The sequence below is a fragment of the Sorangium sp. So ce185 genome, from assembly GCF_051526825.1.
In the GTDB taxonomy this organism is placed as follows: Bacteria; Myxococcota_A; Polyangia; order Polyangiales; family Polyangiaceae; genus Sorangium; species Sorangium cellulosum_D.
Map to the genome: position 1 here is coordinate 12,428,233 of NZ_CP150316.1, position 18,160 is coordinate 12,446,392.

Below are 18,160 nucleotides of genomic sequence, written 5' to 3' on the forward strand. Positions count from 1 at the left end.
GCGGCACCGCGGCCGACCCAGGTTGAGCCGCCGCGGCCGACCCAGGTTGAGCCGCCGCGGCCGACCCAGGTTGAGCCGCCGCGGCCGACCGGGGTTGCGGTGGACGCGGATGCGGTTGGCGGCGCCCCGACCGAGGTTGAGGCTCACACCCGTCGACCGACCGGGGTTGGGATTGAAGACGCCGCTGCCGGTCCTCGGACTCCACCACCGCCGGAGAAAAATCCGACGTGGACGCCATCAGGGCGCGCTCCGCCGTGGAATGGGCGAGATCTCCACGCGACGGTTCTTCGCCCGGTTCTCGCTGGTATCGTTGGGCGCCACCGGGTGCCGCTCGCCGAAACCGGCCGCGAACAGCGCCGTCTCGGGAACGCCCGCCGTAGCGAGCGCGCGCGTCACCGTGAGCGCGCGCTGCGCCGAGAGCTCCCAGTTGTCGGCATAGCCGCGGGACGAGCTCGTGAGAGGCCGGTCGTCCGTGAAGCCGCTCACCATGATCAGCTCGTCATGATGCTCGAGGTACGCCTTCAGCGGATCGGCCAGAGCGCGGAGCAGCGCGATCCCCTCCGGCTGAAGCTCGGCCGAGTTCAGCTCGAACAGGATGCTCCCGCGGATCCCGATGCGCCCCTCCGTCAGCGTGATCCTCCCCTCGGCGAGCGGTCCGGCCAGCGCGCGCTCGAGCGCCTCCAGGCGCGCGCGCTCCGCTGCGCGCGTGGCGCGCTCGGCGGCGAGATCGCGGGTCAGATCGACCTGGAAGGAGATCGCCCACACGAAAAAGAGCACGAACAGGCCGAAGAGGCAGGCCATGAGGTCGCCGAAGACCGGCCACACCGCGGCCTGCTCGGGCGCCTCGTCCTCGGCCGGCATCAGGGACACGGCCGAGCTCTCCTCGCGACGGGCGCCGCCGATACCGGCGACGCGCCCTCGCGGCGCTCCATGAAGAAGGAGACGACCTCGGGGCGCGAGGTGCCGGGCGCCAACGGAGGCGAGGAGCGGCCCATCAGCTCGTCCTGCTCCTCAGCGCCCGCAGCTCCGAGAACAGCTCGCGCTGAAATTGCAGCGAGTGATCGAAGACCTCGCGGGTCTGGTCGAGGTAGGCGCCGAGGAGGTCCGTCGCCTCCCCGTGCTCACGGCGCTCGATCGCGTCCTCGATCGCGCCGAGGCTGTTCAGCCATCGATCGCTGGCGTCGCGGTAACGGTCGACCGCGACGGTGAACATCTCGGCCACCGCCGTCATCTCGGCGCCGCCGGCGCGCACGAGCTCCGATGCCTCGCGCACCACCGCCGCGGTCGCCTCGAGGCTCTCGCCGAGCCCGCGGGCATGGGCGCTGAGCCGCTCGGCCAGCCCGTCGGCCGCCTCCCGCCGCGCCCCCTCCAGCCGCTCCTCGAACGACAGCAGCCGCGCCGCCTGCTCCTCCAGCAGCCCACGCGCCGCCTCCCCCAGCGCCGCCACCCGCGCCTCCGCCCGCTCCTCCCGCTCCGCCGCGCTCCGCTCCGCCGCCTCCGCCAGCGCAGCCACCCGCCCCGCCTGCTCCCGCGCGCTGCCCGCCATCGCCGCCGTCGCCTCCGACAGCTTCTCCAGCAGCGCGTCCAGCCGAACGTCCCGCGCCGCGTCCGCCTCCGCCCGCGCCGACAGCCGCTCCGACGCCTCCGCGATCAGCCGCGCCGCAGCCTCCGGCGCCGCCTGCGCCGCTCGCGCAGCCTCCGTCAGCGGGCCCGACAGCGCCTCCCCCAGCGCCGTCAGGTGCGCCGCACGCGCCGCGTCCTGCTCCGCCTGCCGCGCCGCCGCCTCCGCCGCGCGCGCCGCCTGCTCCCGCTCCAGCCGCTCTATCGCCTCCCCCACCACCCCGGCCAGCCGCTCCGCCTGACCTTCCAGCCGCGCCGACGACTCGGTCTCGAGCTCGCGCCGGCGCACCGCGGCCTCCCGGTCGAGCCGCTCCAGGCGCTTCGCCGCGCCCTCCTCCATCCGCTCCAGCCGCGACGCGACCCCCTCCTCCATCCGCTCCAGCCGCTCGCCGAGCCCGCGGGCGTGGGCGCTGAGCCGCTCGGCCAGCCCGTCGGCCGCCTCCCGCCGCGCCCCTTCCAGCCGCTCCTCGAACGACAGCAGCCGCGCCGCCTGCTCCTCCAGCAGCCCACGCGCCGCCTCCCCCAGCGCCGCCACCCGCGCCTCCGCCCGCTCCTCCCGCTCCGCCGCGCTCCGCTCCGCCGCCTCCGCCAGCGCAGCCACCCGCCCCGCCTGCTCCCGCGCGCTGCCCGCCATCGCCGCCGTCGCCTCCGACAGCTTCTCCAGCAGCGCGTCCAGCCGAACGTCCCGCGCCGCGTCCGCCTCCGCCCGCGCCGACAGCCGCTCCGACGCCTCCGCGATCAGCCGCGCCGCAGCCTCCGGCGCCGCCTGCGCCGCTCGCGCAGCCTCCGTCAGCGGGCCCGACAGCGCCTCCCCCAGCGCCGTCAGGTGCGCCGCACGCGCCGCGTCCTGCTCCGCCTGCCGCGCCGCAGCCTCCGCCGCCCGCGCCGCCTGCTCCCGCTCCAGCCGCTCTATCGCCTCCCCCACCACCCCGGCCAGCCGCTCCGCCTGACCTTCCAGCCGCGCCGACGACTCGGTCTCGAGCTCGCGCCGGCGCACCGCGGCCTCCCGGTCGAGCCGCTCCAGGCGCTTCGCCGCGCCCTCCTCCATCCGCTCCAGCCGCGACGCGACCCCTTCCTCCAGCTGCCCCAGCCGCGACGCGACCCCCTCCTCCATCCGCTCCAGCCGCTCGCCGAGCCCGCGGGCATGGGCGCTGAGCCGCTCGGCCAGCCCGTCGGCCGCCTCCCGCCGCGCCCCCTCCAGCCGCTCCTCGAACGACAGCAGCCGCGCCGCCTGCTCCTCCAGCAGCCCACGCGCCGCCTCCCCCAGCGCCGCCACCCGCGCCTCCGCCCGCTCCTCCCGCTCCGCCGCGCTCCGCTCCGCCGCCTCCGCCAGCGCAGCCACCCGCCCCGCCTGCTCCCGCGCGCTGCCCGCCATCGCCGCCGTCGCCTCCGACAGCTTCTCCAGCAGCGCGTCCAGCCGAACGTCCCGCGCCGCGTCCGCCTCCGCCCGCGCCGACAGCCGCTCCGACGCCTCCGCGATCAGCCGCGCCGCAGCCTCCGGCGCCGCCTGCGCCGCTCGCGCAGCCTCCGTCAGCGGGCCCGACAGCGCCTCCCCCAGCGCCGTCAGGTGCGCCGCACGCGCCGCGTCCTGCTCCGCCTGCCGCGCCGCAGCCTCCGCCGCCCGCGCCGCCTGCTCCCGCTCCAGCCGCTCGATCGCCTCCCCCACCACCCCGGCCAGCCGCTCCGCCTGACCTTCCAGCCGCGCCGACGACGCGGCGTCCGCCTCCCGCCGCGCGCGCGACTCCTCGTCGAGGCGCCGCTCGACCGCCTGCAGCGCGCCGCCCGCGGCCGCGCCGGCGCGCTCCACCGCCTCGGCCAGGAGGGGCCTCACCACGCCGGCCGCCACGTCGGCGGTCTGCCGGAGGCCCGCCGCGATGTCGCCGCGGATCTCGGCCGCGGCCGACGCGAACGAGGCGGCGGCCTGGCGCGCGCCCTCGACCTGCACGGCCACGAGCCGCTCCTCGAGGCGCTCGAGCCGGGAGGTCGCCTCGCGCAGCGACGCCGCCGCGGCGGGGAGCGCCTCGCCCTGCCGCGCGAGCGCCTCCAGCGCCGCGAGCTGCCGCCCCGCCACCGTCAGCGCCGCGAGCGGGCCCGCCGCGTAGGCGTGGAGCGCGGCCGCGGCCCCCGCCTCGGCGCGGCGCACGAGCACCGCGGCGAGCCCCAGCATCGCCGACGCCGACACGCCCGCCGCCGAGGTGCCGAACGCGCGCGACAGGCCCTGCATCGGCGCGGCCAGGCTCTCCCGGAGCGCGTCGACGTCGGCGCTCAGCGTCAGCGCCTCGCGCGCCCCCCGCAGCGTCTCGAACAGGCCGAGGAACGTGCCGAGCAGCCCGATCATCACGAGCAGCCCGACGAGGTACGACGCGAACGTCGCGCCGGCCGGAGGCAGCGCCGCGCCGGCGATCCGCGCCTCGAGCAGCGCGCGCAGCGGCGCGCTGCTCTGCTCGATCGAGGCGCGCGTCGCCGGCCGCGGCAGCGCGGCGAGCTCGCGCTCGATCCGGGCGGCCCGCCCCGCGCGCGCGAACAGCTCGAGCGTGCCGAACGCCAGCCCGAGCGCGATCAGCTGCACGAGGCGGTACGCGAGCGGGTCCGTCGCGCGGTAGACGACCGCCGCCCGCGCCACCAAAGCGAGGCCGATGCCCCCGGTGAGGAGGACCAGGAGCCGCGTCGTCCACTGCCGCGCCGTCGCGAGCCGCATCGTGAAGCCCCTCGCGGGCTACGCCGGCGCGCCCGCCGCCGCAGCCCCGTCGACCAGCGAAAGGAGCCGGCCCGCCTCGTGCGCAAGCACCGCCTGGACCACGAGCTCCATCCGCTGGAGCTCCCGCCAGAGCCACTCGTCCTGCGCGAACCAGGCCGCGACGTGCTCGACGTCGACGACCTCTGGCAGCGTGCCGACAGCGGCGCGCAGCCCCCGCGCGAAGGCGCGCGCCAGCCCGGGGACGAGCTCCGCGAGGGCGCGCTCGCGCCGCTTCTGGGTGGCGGAGGCGATCGCGGCGTCGAGCCGCTCGAGCCGCGCCGCGTCCGGACCGAGCGCCCGCAGCGACGGCGCGAGCTCCTCGCGCAGCGAGCGCGTCTCGAGCCGGATGCGGCCGAGGAGGCGACTCGCGAGCTCGCCGAACGGCTCCCAGAGCTGGCCGGCCGCGGACGCGAGCGGGCGCCCGCCGCGCTCGCGGGCGGCGCGCGCGGCCAGCACCCCGGTCTGCTCCAGCGTCGCGAGCACGGCCGCCGCGTCGGGCAGCTTGTTCCGCCGGTGGAACGGGGTGGCGAACACGTGGTCGAGCGCCGCCGCGAGCTCGCCGAGGCGATCCGCGGCGAGCGCGCGGACCTCGGCCCGCGCGCCGGAAGCCGCCGCGGGCGGCGGGGCGGCGGGCCGGTCGAGGAGCGAGAGCTCGCGCGCGAGCGCGACGCTCCCGTGCAGATCCATGAGCCCGGCGAGGACCGCCGCCGGATCCGAGAGCCCCGCGAGCGGCGCGCGCGTCCCGTCCGCCAGCGCCGAGGCGGCGGCTGCGAGGGGACGCGAGATCAAAGGCCCGGGCCGCGAGGACCCGGCTCCGGGGTGAAGCATTCGCACGGCCGCGCGTTGTTAGCCGTCGCGGCGCGGAGCCGCAAGCCTGTCCGTCGCGCCCCGCCCCGCGCCTGCGCGCCCCGCGCCTGCGCGCCCCGCGCCTGCGCGCCCCGCGCCTGCGCGCCCCGCGCCTGCGCGCCCCGCGCCTGCGCGCCCTGCGCCCGCCGTCCCTCGCGCCCGCCGCGCCTGTCTCCCTCGCGCCTTGCGCCGCTCACCTGTTGGTCGGCGCCTGCCCGTTCGTGGCCCACAGCGCGAAGGAGAGCTGGTCGGCGCCCTTCGCGACGGCTGCCTTGATGAGATCCGCGCCGCCGTGGCCGGCGTTCCGCTCGATGCGCAGCAGGACCGGGCCGCCCGCGCTCGCCGCCTGGAGCGCGGCGGCGAACTTGCGCGCGTGCATCGGATCGACCCGATCGTCGCTGTCGGCCGACAGCAGGAGGACGGCCGGATACCTCGTCCCTGGCTTGACGTGGTGATACGGGGAGTAGGCGTAGAGCGCCTTGAACTGCGCTGGATCGTCGGCGGACCCATACTCGCTGATCCACGTCTTGCCGGAGCCGAACAGGTGGTATCGCACCATGTCGAGCAGGGGGACGCCGCAGAGGACGGCCCCGAACAGCTCCGGCCGCTGGGTGAGCGCGGCGCCGACGAGCAGGCCGCCGTTCGAGCCGCCCTGGATGGCGAGCCGCTCGGGGCGCGTGTATCCCTCGCGGACCAGGTGCTCTGCCGCGGCGATGAAGTCGTCGAAGACGTTCTGCTTCTTGAGCAGCATCCCGTCCCGGTGCCACGCCTCGCCGTACTCGCCGCCCCCCCGCAGGTTGGCCAGCGCGTACACCCCGCCCCGCTCGAGCCACGGGTAGATCGAGGCGGTGAACGCCGGGGTCTGCGACATCTGGAACCCGCCATAGCCGTAGAGCAGCGCGCGGGAGCTCCCATCCTTCTTCATGTCCTTGCGGCGGACGATGAACATCGAGATCTTCGTGCCGTCCTTGGACGGGAAGAAGGTCTGCTCGACGGTGAACGGCGACGGGTCGACCGGCACCTCGATGCGCGTGTAGAGCTCGGTCCGGCCCGTCTTGATCGAGGTCGCGTGGATCGCCTGGGGTGAGGTGAAGGACTCGAACGAGAAATACGCCTCGTCCTCGTCGGGTAGCCCGGACGGGCCGCCCACGGTGCCGATGCCGGGCAGCGGGACCTCGCGGACGAGCTTGCCGTCGAGCGTGCGCACCTCGACCCGGCTCGAGGCGTCCTTGAGGTAGCTCAGCGCGAGGTGCCCACCCAGGATGGAGACGCTGTCCAGGATGGCGTCGGGGCGCTCCGGGACGATCTCCTTCCACGCGGCGCGCTCGGGCCTGTCCGGGTCGACCTCGAAGAGGCGGTAATGCGGCGCGCCCTCGTCGGTGTGGACGTAGAACCGATCCTTGTAGACCTCGACGCTGTAGTGCGCGTCGCGCCCCACGGCGAGCGGCTTGTCCACGGCCTGACCGCCCGGCCTGCGGAGATCGCGGAAGTAGACGTCGGTCGAGGTCCACCCGTGGGCGACGGTGAGCACCAGGAAGCGGCCGTCCTTGGACACGAGCGCGCCGAGGAAGGTCTTCGGATCGCCCGTCCTGCCGCGCACCACGCGATCCTGCTTCGGATCCTGGCCGAGCCGGTGGAACCGCACCTCCGCGTAGCCGGGCCGATCGGCGACCGGGATCGACGGGTCGGTCGGGAGCCAGACGTAATAAAAGCCGTCGCCGGAGGGCGTCCACGACGCGTACGCGTATTTGCCCCCTTCGATGACGTCCACCTCGGAGCGCTTGCCGGACGCGACATCCATCACATGGAGGGTCGCTTCATCCGAGTTGTTCTTCTGGACCTTGTAGGCGACGTTCTTGCCGTCCCACGACACTTCCCACCCGCCGAGCGACACGCTGCCGTCGTCAGACCAGCTGTTCGGGTCGAGCAGCGGGCGCTCCTCGCCGCTCTTTCCTTCCTTCCAGTAGACGATCGACTTCTCTTTCGTCGCGTGCCTCCGGCTCAGGAAATACCGCCCCTTGCGGTGGCGCGGCGCGGACACCGCATCGATGTAGAAGAGCTGCTTGAGCCTCGACGCGATCGCGTCCCGCTCGGGGAGCCGCGCGAGCTCGGCGCGGGTGAACGCGTCCTGAGCCTGCATCCACTCCTTCACTTCCGGCGCGCCGCCGTCCTCGAGCCAGCGGTACGGGTCGGTGATCTCGACTCCCTGGACGGCGTCTTTCACCGGAACGGCGCGGGTGGTCGGGTACGCGGGGCGGTGAGGATCGGCGGGCGTCGGCGCGGCGCTGGCCGCTGCGGGGGGCGGAGAGGAGCTTGCGATCATGGTGGGACCCGTTCGATGTGCCTTGGCACCTCCGCAGGCGCCAGCGAGGAGCGCCGTGAGGAGCAGGCAGGGAGAGGCCTTCATGGGACGGCGAGCATACCGTGCCCCAGGCGACGGGGGCAGGCGAGTTCGCCGCGCGCGCTCGAGGATCGAGCGCTCCGCGCGCGACGGCCGCGACGGCCGCGACGGCCGCGACGGCCCCCGGCGAGCGCCGCCGCGCGCCGCCGGCAGGTCATCCGGCGAACCGGATCTCCGATGGACTCGCTTCAAGCACGCTTCTCGTTCTGTCCCGACATGCGGTCCGTCGCAGGGCTGGATGCTGCGGCAATCGCGCGGCGACGCACGCCGACGCGCGCCGACGCGCGCCGACGGCCCGCGCGTCCACGACGAGAGAGCGCGGCCCGGGTGCGCCCGCGCTGGCGTCGGGCGGCGCGCCGATCGGGAAAGGCCATCGGATTGCGATGCCGGAGGCCCCCGTCATCGTATAGGAAAGGGAGCCCATGGCGACGTCCCTCCCCCTGCGGCGTGCGGCCGCGCTGCCGGCGCTCCTCGGCCTCGGCCTGCTCCATTCCACCGCGTCGGCGCAGGAGGCGGCGCCCGGAGGCGCGGAGAGCCCGCCGCCCGCGAGGGACGCCGGCACCGCCGCCGCGGCCGCGCCGCCGCCGGGGAATGCGGTCCCCGACCCCGGCGGCGCGGATCGGCAACCCGACACGGCCCCGCGGCTTGCCGAGGATGCGCCCATCGTGGACCCGCTGTTCGCGCCCAGGAAGGCGGTGCGGCGCAGCGGGTTCGCCGCCGGGATCGCGGGGGGCCTCGCGCTCGGCAGCGCCGCCGGATTCCCCAACGATGTTCAGAAGATAGGATACGAACGCTACTACACCGAGACCGGCGTCGGCATCGGCGGCGGCGGTTATGTCTGGCTCGGCGGGGTGCTCGCGGACTGGCTCACGTTCGGCCTCGCGTTCGGTGGGCACGGCCTGAGCGCCGCGGATCATGGCGCCCTGGCGGGCGGGGTCATGTTCCACACCGAGGTATTCCCGCTCTTCTCGCTCGGGGAGCGCTGGCGAGAGGTGGGTGTCATCGTCGATGCCGGCACCGGCGTGGCCTACACGACGCCGGACGGCAGCGACGCCGACGTCATCGACGGCGCGCTCCCCGCCCGCATCGGCGGCGGCGTGTTCTACGAGGGGATCCGGCTCTGGAAGGTGTCGATGGGCCCGTGGCTCTACGCCGATTACACCTGGAGCACGTCCGTCCGCCAGCCAGGGTTCTACCTGGGCTGGCGCACTGCCCTCTATACCGGGCCCTGACCCGCTCGGGCCCTGATCTCGTGGTCTACGCCTGCAGCTCCGGCGCCCGCCGCCGCATCAGCGCCTCCTGCCTGGGCGGCGCCAGCGTGAGCCGGATCCCGCGCCGGATGAGCTGCATCGCCGCGAAAGACAGCGCCCCCACCAGGATCTTCCGCCCGATCTCGCGCGGCACGCTCGGCTTCCCGCGCGCCGCCACCCAGTCCGGGTGCTGCCACGAGCGCACGAGCGCGCGGACGCGCTCGCCCCGCAGCCGTTCGTCGCGCGCCCGCGCCCCCCGGACCAGCGCGATCACCGCCGCCCCGCCCAGGATCGCGAGCACCAGCCCTCCGGCCGCCACCCCGGGGCCGTGCCGGCGCACCTGGGTCTTCACGTCGAGGAGCGCGTGGCGCCGCCGATCGATCGCCTCGATCGTGTGCAGCAGCCGGTCGCGCAGCTCGTCCGCCTTCCGCTCGAACTCCTCCCGCTGACCGTTCAACCCCTTCATACGACGCGCTCCCGCACCAGCCGCACGTCCGACCCGAGGCGGCCGCGCGTCCGCTCGAGCGGCCTCCTCGGCGCGCGCCCGTAGCCGACGACGCCCACCACGACCGAGAGCGCGATGAGCGCGAGCCCCATCAGCAGCGCCGGGAGCGGCCCCGGCGAGATCGCCAGCGCGATCGCGACGAGCACCAGCGCCACCCCGAGCAGCGCCGCGGCCGCCGCCGCGCCGAGCGCGACGCCCGACGTCTTCGCCCGCGAGATCTCCTGGTTGATCTCGTCGCGCGCCAGCGCGACCTCGACCTCTATCAGCTCCCTGGCCTCGGCGATCGCCTCCTTCACGAGATCGGCCGTCGAGCTCTCGGGCCTGGGATCCACCTGCCTCATGGGACACCTCTCCGCCTCACAGGATGAACGCGCTCGGGAGCGGAGCAGGCAGCCGCCAGCGCACGGTTCGCCGCGGAGCCCCCGCCTCCGACCGCGCCACGCGGTGCATACGGCACGCCAGCCCCATCCTCGCGCAGGCGCGCGCGCGCTGCGCGGCCGCCGGCCCGCGTCCGCCCGGCGCGGCGGGCGATCAGGGCAGGACGCCGGAGACGACGCGCTCGTGGCCGCCGTAGTCGAGGTGCCTCGCGACGTCGACGAACCCCGCCGCCGCGAAGAGCTCGGCGACCTCACCCGCCTTGCCCGCCTCGACCTCCACCGCCAGCACCCCGCCGCCGGCGAGCCGCGCCGGCGCGGCCGCGACGATGGGGCGCGTGAAGGCGAGCCCGTCCGCGCCCCCCGCGAGCGCGAGGTGCGGCTCGTAGCCGCGGATGTCGATCTGCAGCGCGGCCACGTCCTGGTCCGGGATGTACGGCGGGTTCGCGGTGATCAGGTCGAAGCGGAGGCCGGACGGCACGCCGGCGAAGAGATCCGAGCGCAAAAACCCCGCGTTGACGGCGCCGAGGCGGAGGGCGTTCTCGCGGGCGACGGCGAGCGCGCCGTCCGAGATGTCGATGCCGAGGACGCGGCTGGTGGGCCGCTCGCAGGCGAGGCTCACCGCGACGCAGCCGGAGCCGGTGCACAGATCGAGCACGCGCGCGGAGAGCGCGAGGCCCCTCGTCCGGGCGAGGCCGACCTCGACGAGGATCTCGGTGTCGGGGCGCGGGATGAGCACGCGCGGATCGACGCGGAACGGGCGGCCGTAGAACTCCCGCACACCGAGCAGGTAGGCGACCGGCTCGCCGGCGCGGCGGCGCTGGTGCAGCTCCCGGTAGGCGGCGAGCTCGGCCCTGTCGAGCGGCCGCTCGGCGTCGATGAGCAGCCCGACGCGGTCGATGCCCAGCACCTTGCCGAGCAGGAGCTCGGCGTCGAGGCGCGCCGAGGACGCGCCGCGCTTCCTCAGATCGCCCGAGGCCCACGTGATCACGCGGCGGATCGTCCAGGGCTCGTTCTGCGGCTCGACGTCGGGCTTTGTCACGGCAGCGGGGCGGCGACGGCGTCGCGGACGGCGGCGGAGACGACGGCCTCGACCTCGGCGCGGATCGCGTCGCGATCGGCGACCGAACGGGCCTCGAAGCGCAGCACGAGGATCGGACCGGTGTTCGAAGCGCGGCAGAGGCCCCACGCCCCGCCGCCGAAGTCGATGCGCGCGCCGTCGATGTCCACGACCGGGCGGACGCGGCGGAAGTGCTCGGTCACGCGGCGCACGACCTCGAACTTCACGGCGTCGGGGCAGTCGACCCGGATCTCGGGGGTGGCGAAGGTCTCCGGCACGTCCGCGAGCAGCTCGCCGAGCGGCCGCTGCGCCCGGGCCACGATCTCGAGCAGGCGGACCGACGCGTAGACCGCGTCGTCGAACCCGAACCACCGGTCGGCGAAGAACATGTGCCCGCTCATCTCGCCCGCGAGCAGGGCGCCCTCCTCTTTCATCTTGGTCTTGATGAGCGAATGGCCCGTCTTCCAGAGGATGGGGCGCCCGCCGCGCGCGGCAACGTCCGCGTAGAGCGTCTCGGAGCACTTCACCTCCCCGAGCACGGCCGAGCCGGGGCGCTCCGCGAGGAGCGACCGCGCGAACAGGAGCAGCAGCTTGTCCCCCCAGATCACCTCGCCGCGCTCGTCGACGACGCCGATGCGGTCGCCGTCGCCGTCCCACGCGATGCCCAGCGCCGCGCCGGTCGAGAGCACGCGGGCGCGGAGCGCCTCGAGGTTCTCGGGCACGGTCGGGTCCGGGTGGTGGTTCGGGAACCGGCCGTCGATGTCGCAGAAGAGCGCGTCCGGCGAGAAGCCGAGCGCGTTGAGCGTGCGGACGCCGAGCGGGCCGGCCGCGCCGTTGCCGGCGTCGACCACGAAGCGCACGTCGGTGCGCGACAGGCGGGCCGCGGCGCGCACCGCCTCGATGTAGTCGGCCGCGAGGTCGACCTCGGTGAGCGCGCCCCTCGCCGCCGCCGCCGCCGGCGCGCCCGCGGCGCCCTCCTCGATGAGATCGGCGAGCGCCTGGATCTGCTTGCCGAAGAACGACGCCTTGCCGCGCATGAGCTTGAACCCGTTGTCCGGCGCCGGGTTGTGGCTCGCGGTGATCATGATCGCGCCGTCGGCGTGGAGGTGGTGCGCGGCGAAGTAGAGCAGCGGCGTCGGCCCGACGCCGGCCGAGGTCACGTCGGCGCCGCCCGCGAGCAGGCCCTCCGTCAGCGCGGAGAACAGCCGCTCGCTCGAGAGGCGGCCGTCCCGGCAGACCGCGACCCGCGGGCGGGCGCCGCCGGACGAGGCCCCGGCGGCGAGCTCGCGGCGGAGCAGCAGGGCGAAGGCGGCGCCGAGCTCACGGGCGAGCTCGCTCGAGAGGTCGCGCTCGGCGTCGCCGCGGATGTCGTACTCGCGGAAGATGGTTCGGGGGACCTTCATAGACCACGCGGAGGAACGCTCGGCGACGCGCTGCAGCGGGGGCCGGCGCGGAGGATGCTCTGACACGGCGCGATCGTGGGTGAAACGAAAAACGCTCGCCGCGGCGCGGGCCTCCGGCTCGCCGGCCCACCAGATTGCGTTCCTGGCCGCCGGCCGGGTAAGTTGGGCCCCGTGGAGCCCAGCACCGCATCATGACGCGCGTACAGAGAACCGGTCTCGCTGCCATGCTGGCCCTCTCCGCCTGCCTCGCCCGCAGCGAGGTCGCGCGGGCGGCGGAGCCGTCGCCCGCCGCCCTGCCGATCACGGTCGTCGCCATCCGGACCGACGACGCGTACGACCAGGCGGGCGCGCTGACCCAGGCGCTCCGCTCCGCGATCAAGGAAGCCCGGGGGTGGTCGGTCGGCGAGGGGGATTTCTCGCTCGAGGTCCTGACGCTCTCGCTGCAGTGCCCCGATGTGCCCGACGAGGGCTGCCAGACGCGCATCGCCGACCACATCAGGAGCGACCGCTACCTCTGGGGCGTGCTCCGCAAGAGCGACACCAACGTGGAGGGCTCGCTGAACCTCTGGACCCGCGGCAAGCCGACCTCGAGCGTCCCGGTGAAGTACAGCGCGAACCTCACCGAGGCCAACGACGAGCCGCTCCGGAAGATCGCGGCGGACGCGATCGCGTCGCTGACCGGCGGACCGCCGATGGGGTCGCTCCGCGTGAGGACGGGCGCCGCGCAGGCGAGCGTGCTCATCGACGGAAAGCCGGCCGGCAACGTGCAGAACGGCGAGGGGACCTTCCCGGTCACGGCCGGGCCGCACCGGGTGCGCGTGAAATCGGCCGGGTTCCTCGACTCCGAGGCGTCGGTCGTGGTCGTGCCCGTGAACACGACCGACCTCGCGCTCAGCCAGATGCCCGCCGAGCCGTCGCAGTCCAACTGGAAGCGGATCGGCGGGTTCATCGGCCTCGGCGCGGGGGCGGCGTTCGGGACCGTCGCCGTCATCAGCTCCGTCCAGGTCGCCAGCATCCAGAGCGACCCGCAGTACAAGGCCTACCGGGCGCTGTTCACCACCGAGGTCGGCGACGTGTGCGCGCCCGAGCAGCGCGAGGCCGTCCGGGGCGACATCACCGCCGACGCGAGGACGGCCGACGCGGGCATCCGGCTCTGCGAGAAGACGGACACGTTCATGGGGCTCCAGTACGTCTTTTACCCGCTGGCCGTGGTCTCCGCGGGCCTCGGCGCCTACCTGCTCGTGACGAGCGACAGCCGGAGCGGGGAGCGCACCGGCTGGACCGTGCAGCCCAGCGTCGGCCTCGGCGCGGGCGGCCTCGACGTGACCTACCGCTGGTGAGCCGCGCCGCCCGTTCCGCGCGCCGGGAGCCCGGGGAGGGGCGACGATCATGCGGGTGATCGCCGGCCGGCTCGGCGGGCGGCGGCTCGCCGCGCCGCGCGGCGAGGGCACGCGGCCGACGGCGGACCGCGTGCGCGAGGCGCTCTTCTCCTCGCTCGGCGACGTCACCGGCGCGCTCGTCTGCGACCTCTACGCCGGCACCGGCGCGCTCGGCATCGAGGCGCTCTCGCGCGGCGCCCGGCGCGCGGTCTTCGTCGAGAGCGGCCGGCCCGCGCTCGCCACGCTCCGCGAGAACCTCGCCGCGCTCGGCCTCGCGGACGCGGCGCGCGTCGTCCCGCTCCCGGTCGAGCGCGCGCTCGACCTGCTCGCCGACGAGGGCCCCTTCGATCTCGCGCTGCTCGATCCGCCGTACGCCGCCCTGACCAAGGCCGCCGCCGCGGCCGCGCGCCTCGCCGGGCCGCTCGGGTTGCTCGCCCCGGCCGGGCGCCTCGTCCTCGAGCACGCGCGCCGCGATCCTTCCCCGGAGATCGCCGGGCTCACCTGCGCCGCGGTCCGCACCTACGGTGACACCGCGGTGTCGTTCTACGCGCGCTGAACGGCCGTCCGCGTGGAGCCAACATGTTCATCCGGGGCGCATCCAGTTTCCTGGCGCGCTTCCCTGGCCACCCTTGTAGACTCGCCCCCGCCGGGCGCGCCCGCGTCTCGGCTCCGGCGCACAGGGCCCGCCGACGCGGCCGGCCCCGCGCGCCTCTCCGGGAGGACTTCTCAACGTGTCCGCATCGATGCCCCCGTCGTCCCAGCAGATTCCTGGAAAATCTAGCAATTCTGGGATTTACATCGCAGGAATGGTCGTCCTCGCCGCGCTCACGGCGGGCCTGCTCTACTGGAAGCTGCGCCCGGAGCCGGAGGCGCCGCCAGCGGCGCCCACCGCCGCTGCCCGCACCGAGACGAAGCCGGCGGAGCCGCCGCCGCTCTTCGCGCCCCCGCCGCCGCCGCCCGTCGAAGAGGTCGAGGACGCCGGGGTGGACGCTGGCAAGGTCGCTTCGGGGCAGGGCCCGGCGACGACCGGCAAGTCGCCGTGCTCCGCCAAGTGCGGCGACGGCGCCAGCTCGCCCGCGCTCGACTCCGCCGTCCTCGGGCTCGCTCGCTCGGCGCAAGGTTGTTATAACCGCGCGCTGCGCACCTCGGAGGTCTCCGGCAAGCTGACGGTGAGCGTGCAGGTCGCCTCGACGGGCGCGGTGTGCAGCGCCTCGATTCTCAACGACACGGTGGGGTCGGGCGAGATCTCGTCTTGCGTCCTGGGGCGTTTCCGCGGCAAATCACTGCCTCCGCCGCAGAGCGGATGCGTCGTGGTGAACGTTCCGATCAACTTCACCATCAAGCAATAGGAAGCAGCCGATGCGAATGCTCCCCCTCCGGATGGCCAGCCTGCTCCTCCTCGCGCTCGCGCTGCAGAGCGCCGCGTGCCGCGTCGAGGAGGGGACCACCCCGAGCTGCAACGACAACCTCGACCCCGAGCACGGGATCGTGACGATCCCCGGCGGGTGCCATCAGCTCCCGTACTGCATGGTGGACGGCCAGCGGGCGGCCCCCGCGGAGTGCTGCAAGAACGAGGCGGGCATGGTCAACGAGGCGTGCGCCAGGGGGTATGCGTCCCTGACCGCCTCGGCCAGCACGACGTCGGCGAGCGGCTCCGGCGGCAGCGGCGGCGACGGCGGGAGCGGCGGCTCGGGCGGCGACGGCGGCGCGGGCGGCGGCGGGGGCGCTGGCGGCTCGGGCGGCGCGGGCGCCGGCGGCTCGGGCGGCGGCGGGGGGAGCGGCGGCTAGGCCGCGCGCATCCATCGCGCCGTGGCGAGGAGCGCCGCTTCCACGCGGGGGATCCTGCTCTCGGTCGCCTACGACGGGCGCCCGTTCGCGGGCTTCGCCCGTCAGCGCGACCAGCGCACGGTCGCGGGCGAGCTGCTCGGCGCGCTGCGCGCCATCGATCCGGCCATCCGCGAGATCCGCGGCGCGAGCCGCACCGACGCGGGCGTCCACGCGCGCGACCAGCGCGTCGCCTTCGACACGGCGGCGCCGCTGCCGCCGCGCGGCTGGGTCCTCGCCACCGCGCGCCACCTGCCCGATGAGATCGTGATCCGTCGCGCCGCCGTCGTGCGCGTCGGGTACTCGCCCCGCTTCGAGAGCCTCCGCAAGCGTTACCGCTACCTGATCCTCCGGGATCTGGTCCGCGATCCGTTCCTCAGCCGGCGCGCGTGGCGGGTCGAGGGCCTCACGGACGAAGCGATCGAGCGGGCGCGCGCCGAGGCGCTCGCCGCGAAGGGCACCCACGACTTCGCGGCGTTCCGGACGAGCGCGGACGAGCGGACGACCACGGTGCGCACGCTGTACGGCATCGAGCTGTCGCTCGACCCTGCGGATCCGCGCCTCGTCCGGATCGACGTCGAGGGGAACGCGTTCCTGCACAACATGGTGCGCATCCTGGTCGGCACCTTGATGGACGTGGCGCGCGGCCACCTCGCCCCCGGCGCGATCGCCCGCGCGCTCGCGTCACGCGACCGGCGCGACGCCGGGATCACGGCGCCGCCGGACGGGCTCTACCTGGAGCACATCCACCTGCGCGACGACGGCCAGGATCCCTGGCCCAGCGGGCCATCGGACGGCTCCTCGGCGGACGACGCCGTGCCGGAGGGCGCCTCGGCGGCGGACGACGCCGCGCCGGCGGCGGACGATGCGGGGGCGGGGCCCGAAGCGGGCGCCGGGGCCTAGGACCGCGGATCACAAGTCCTGCCAGGGATCTGCCTCGCGAGAGGAGAGAGATTTCAACGCAAAGGCGCAAAGGCGCAAAGACGCAAAAATGCATTTGTTTTTTTGCGCCTTTGCGCTCTTTGCGCCTTTGCGTTGAAATCTCTCCCAGATCCCTGGCCGGACATCTGGCGGGCGGAGCTGGGACCTGCGCACAGCCCGAGGCGGCACGCTGCCCGACCCGGCGCGTCCCCGCGACCCGCGCGCTTTCCGCACGCCAGGAGGTTGCGTTCGTGAGCGCTTCCCGTCTTACCTCTTGCCTCGCTGCCAGGCCCCCCGCTCCGCGGACCGCGGACAGGCCCTCTCCCACGCGCTGGAGGAAGCATGAACTCGCGTCGGCTGACTGCATCCCTCGCCCTGCTCGTCCCTGCCCTCTCGCTCCCGTCGCTCGCGGGCGCCCAGCCGTCCGCAGCGCCGGCGCCGGCGCCCACCGTCCGGGCGCCCTCCGCGCTGCCCAAGGCGGCGCCCTCGCCCGCGCCGTCCCGCGCCGCCGCCTCCAGCGCCGCCGCGGCCGCCGGCACCGCCGATCTGCGCCGCCTCGGCGAGGCGTTCGCCGACGTCGCCGACAAGGTCGGCCCCGCGGTCGTCCAGATCGAGGTCGCCGTCGGCGAGGACGTCTCCTCGCCGCTGCGCTGGTTCCGCGACGGCGGCCAGCGCCGCGGGCTCGGCTCGGGCGTCATCTTCTCCCCGGACGGCGGCATCCTCACGAACAACCACGTCATCGACGGCGCCCGCGCGATCACCGTCCGGCTCCGCGACGGCCGCATGTTCGCCGGCCGCGTGGCGGGCCGCGACCCCGCGACCGATCTCGCCGTGCTCCGCATCGACGCGAAGGACCTGCCCACCGCCACGTTCGCCGACAGCGACGCCGCCCGCGTCGGCGCCTGGGTGGTCGCGATCGGCTCGCCCTTCGGCCTCGGCCACACGGTCACCACGGGCGTGCTCAGCGCCAAGGGGCGCGGCGGCGTCGGCGTGAACGACGTCGAGGACTACCTCCAGACCGACGCGAGCATCAACCCCGGCAACTCGGGCGGCCCGCTCGTCGACCTCGACGGCCGCGTGCTCGGCATCAACACGATGATCGTCAGCCGCGGGCAGGGCATCGGGCTCGCGGTGCCGGCGAACATGGCCCGGCGCGTGGCCGAGCAGCTGCTCCGGCACGGCCGCGTCGAGCGCGCCTGGATCGGCGTCGGGCTCCAGGATCTCACGCCCCAGCTCGCGGCGGTGATGCCGAACGCGCCCCGCGCCGGCGCGCTCGTCAACGCCGTCAACCCGAGCGGCCCCGCGGCCAGGTCGAACCTCCAGCCGGGCGACGTGATCACGTCGGTCGCGGCCAGGCCGACGCGCGACGCGCAGGACGTCATCCGCGAGCTCTTCAACCACAACGTCGGCGAGACGCTCGCGCTCGAGGTCGCGCGCGGCGGCCAGCGGTACCAGACCCGGGTGACGCTCGCCGCGCGGAACGAGCCGCCGCCGCCGGCGCTGCCGGTCCAGCGCGCGCCCGCCCCGCACACGGGCCTCGGCCTCACCCTGCGCGACGCGCCGGCCGAGCGCGGCGACCGCGGCGAGCGCGGCGAGCGCGGCGAGGGCCGCTCGCTGGCGCGCGTGGCCTTCGTGGCGGACGACTCGCCCGCCGAGCGCGCGGGGCTGCGCCCGGGCGACGTGATCCTGGAGGCCGACGGCCGCCGCGCGCCCACCGCCGCCGAGGTCGAGGAGGCCGCGCGCGACGGCGAGCTCCTCGTCCGGGTGCAGCGCCGGGGCGCGGCGTTCTACGCCGCCCTCAAGCGCTGACCCGCGCCGGCGCAACGCCCCCGGAAAATCC

Annotated in this window: 15 protein-coding genes; 7 read left to right on the plus strand and 8 right to left on the minus strand. The window is 75.3% G+C overall.

Annotated elements, in window-relative coordinates:
- Nucleotides 1-237 precede the first annotated feature (237 nt).
- The 4 genes from WMF26_RS45890 to WMF26_RS45905 all read right to left on the minus strand — a co-directional run bounded on the left by WMF26_RS45890 (nucleotide 238) and on the right by WMF26_RS45905 (nucleotide 7,526).
- Nucleotides 238-861, minus strand: a complete 624-nt coding sequence (locus tag WMF26_RS45890; RefSeq protein ID WP_061623295.1) for an OmpA family protein — start codon at nucleotides 859-861, stop codon at nucleotides 238-240.
- A 133-nt stretch (nucleotides 862-994) separates the two neighbouring features.
- On the minus strand, nucleotides 995-4,318 hold the full coding sequence (locus tag WMF26_RS45895; RefSeq protein WP_437997862.1) for a hypothetical protein: 3,324 nt from the start codon (nucleotides 4,316-4,318) through the stop codon (nucleotides 995-997).
- A gap of 18 nt (nucleotides 4,319-4,336) precedes the next feature.
- Nucleotides 4,337-5,146: a hypothetical protein gene (locus tag WMF26_RS45900; protein WP_437997863.1), complete on the minus strand. Its 810-nt coding sequence runs from the start codon at nucleotides 5,144-5,146 to the stop codon at nucleotides 4,337-4,339.
- 250 nt (nucleotides 5,147-5,396) lie between these two features.
- Nucleotides 5,397-7,526, minus strand: a complete 2,130-nt coding sequence (locus WMF26_RS45905) for a prolyl oligopeptidase family serine peptidase (RefSeq protein ID WP_437334330.1) — start codon at nucleotides 7,524-7,526, stop codon at nucleotides 5,397-5,399.
- A 500-nt stretch (nucleotides 7,527-8,026) separates the two neighbouring features.
- Here WMF26_RS45905 and WMF26_RS45910 point away from each other — a divergent pair, with 500 nt between their 5' ends.
- Nucleotides 8,027-8,836: a hypothetical protein gene (locus WMF26_RS45910; protein ID WP_437997864.1), complete on the plus strand. Its 810-nt coding sequence runs from the start codon at nucleotides 8,027-8,029 to the stop codon at nucleotides 8,834-8,836.
- Nucleotides 8,837-8,861: 25 nt separating this feature from the next.
- On the opposite strand, the gene WMF26_RS45915 is transcribed toward WMF26_RS45910, so the two are convergent.
- The 4 genes from WMF26_RS45915 to WMF26_RS45930 form a co-directional block, all read right to left on the minus strand.
- Nucleotides 8,862-9,320, minus strand: a complete 459-nt coding sequence (locus WMF26_RS45915) for a hypothetical protein (RefSeq protein ID WP_437997865.1) — start codon at nucleotides 9,318-9,320, stop codon at nucleotides 8,862-8,864.
- A complete protein-coding gene (locus WMF26_RS45920; protein ID WP_061624383.1) occupies nucleotides 9,317-9,700 on the minus strand; it encodes a phage holin family protein in 384 nt (127 codons plus the stop codon). The genes WMF26_RS45915 and WMF26_RS45920 overlap by 4 nt, the downstream gene beginning before the upstream one ends.
- A 190-nt stretch (nucleotides 9,701-9,890) precedes the next feature.
- Entirely contained in the window at nucleotides 9,891-10,775 is an 885-nt protein-coding gene (prmC, locus tag WMF26_RS45925; RefSeq protein ID WP_437997866.1) for a peptide chain release factor N(5)-glutamine methyltransferase, read from the minus strand.
- Nucleotides 10,772-12,196: a phosphomannomutase/phosphoglucomutase gene (locus WMF26_RS45930; protein ID WP_437997867.1), complete on the minus strand. Its 1,425-nt coding sequence runs from the start codon at nucleotides 12,194-12,196 to the stop codon at nucleotides 10,772-10,774. Before WMF26_RS45930 ends, prmC begins: the two co-directional genes overlap by 4 nt.
- A gap of 224 nt (nucleotides 12,197-12,420) precedes the next feature.
- On the opposite strand from WMF26_RS45930, the gene WMF26_RS45935 reads away from it, so the two are divergent.
- The 6 genes from WMF26_RS45935 (at nucleotide 12,421) to WMF26_RS45960 (ending at nucleotide 18,129) form a co-directional block, all read left to right on the plus strand.
- A complete protein-coding gene (locus WMF26_RS45935) occupies nucleotides 12,421-13,536 on the plus strand; it encodes a PEGA domain-containing protein (RefSeq protein ID WP_437997868.1) in 1,116 nt (371 codons plus the stop codon).
- Nucleotides 13,537-13,585: 49 nt separating this feature from the next.
- The gene (rsmD, locus tag WMF26_RS45940) at nucleotides 13,586-14,131 is read left to right on the plus strand and encodes a 16S rRNA (guanine(966)-N(2))-methyltransferase RsmD (RefSeq protein WP_020741190.1); all 546 of its coding nucleotides are present in this window, start codon (nucleotides 13,586-13,588) and stop codon (nucleotides 14,129-14,131) included.
- 250 nt (nucleotides 14,132-14,381) lie between these two features.
- A complete protein-coding gene (locus tag WMF26_RS45945) occupies nucleotides 14,382-14,924 on the plus strand; it encodes an AgmX/PglI C-terminal domain-containing protein (protein WP_061624378.1) in 543 nt (180 codons plus the stop codon).
- Between the two features lie 10 nt (nucleotides 14,925-14,934).
- On the plus strand, nucleotides 14,935-15,363 hold the full coding sequence (locus tag WMF26_RS45950; protein WP_437334336.1) for a hypothetical protein: 429 nt from the start codon (nucleotides 14,935-14,937) through the stop codon (nucleotides 15,361-15,363).
- 21 nt (nucleotides 15,364-15,384) lie between these two features.
- A complete protein-coding gene (gene truA / locus WMF26_RS45955) occupies nucleotides 15,385-16,302 on the plus strand; it encodes a tRNA pseudouridine(38-40) synthase TruA (RefSeq protein ID WP_437997869.1) in 918 nt (305 codons plus the stop codon).
- 360 nt (nucleotides 16,303-16,662) lie between these two features.
- Nucleotides 16,663-18,129: a trypsin-like peptidase domain-containing protein gene (locus WMF26_RS45960; protein WP_437997870.1), complete on the plus strand. Its 1,467-nt coding sequence runs from the start codon at nucleotides 16,663-16,665 to the stop codon at nucleotides 18,127-18,129.
- Nucleotides 18,130-18,160: the final 31 nt, after the last annotated feature.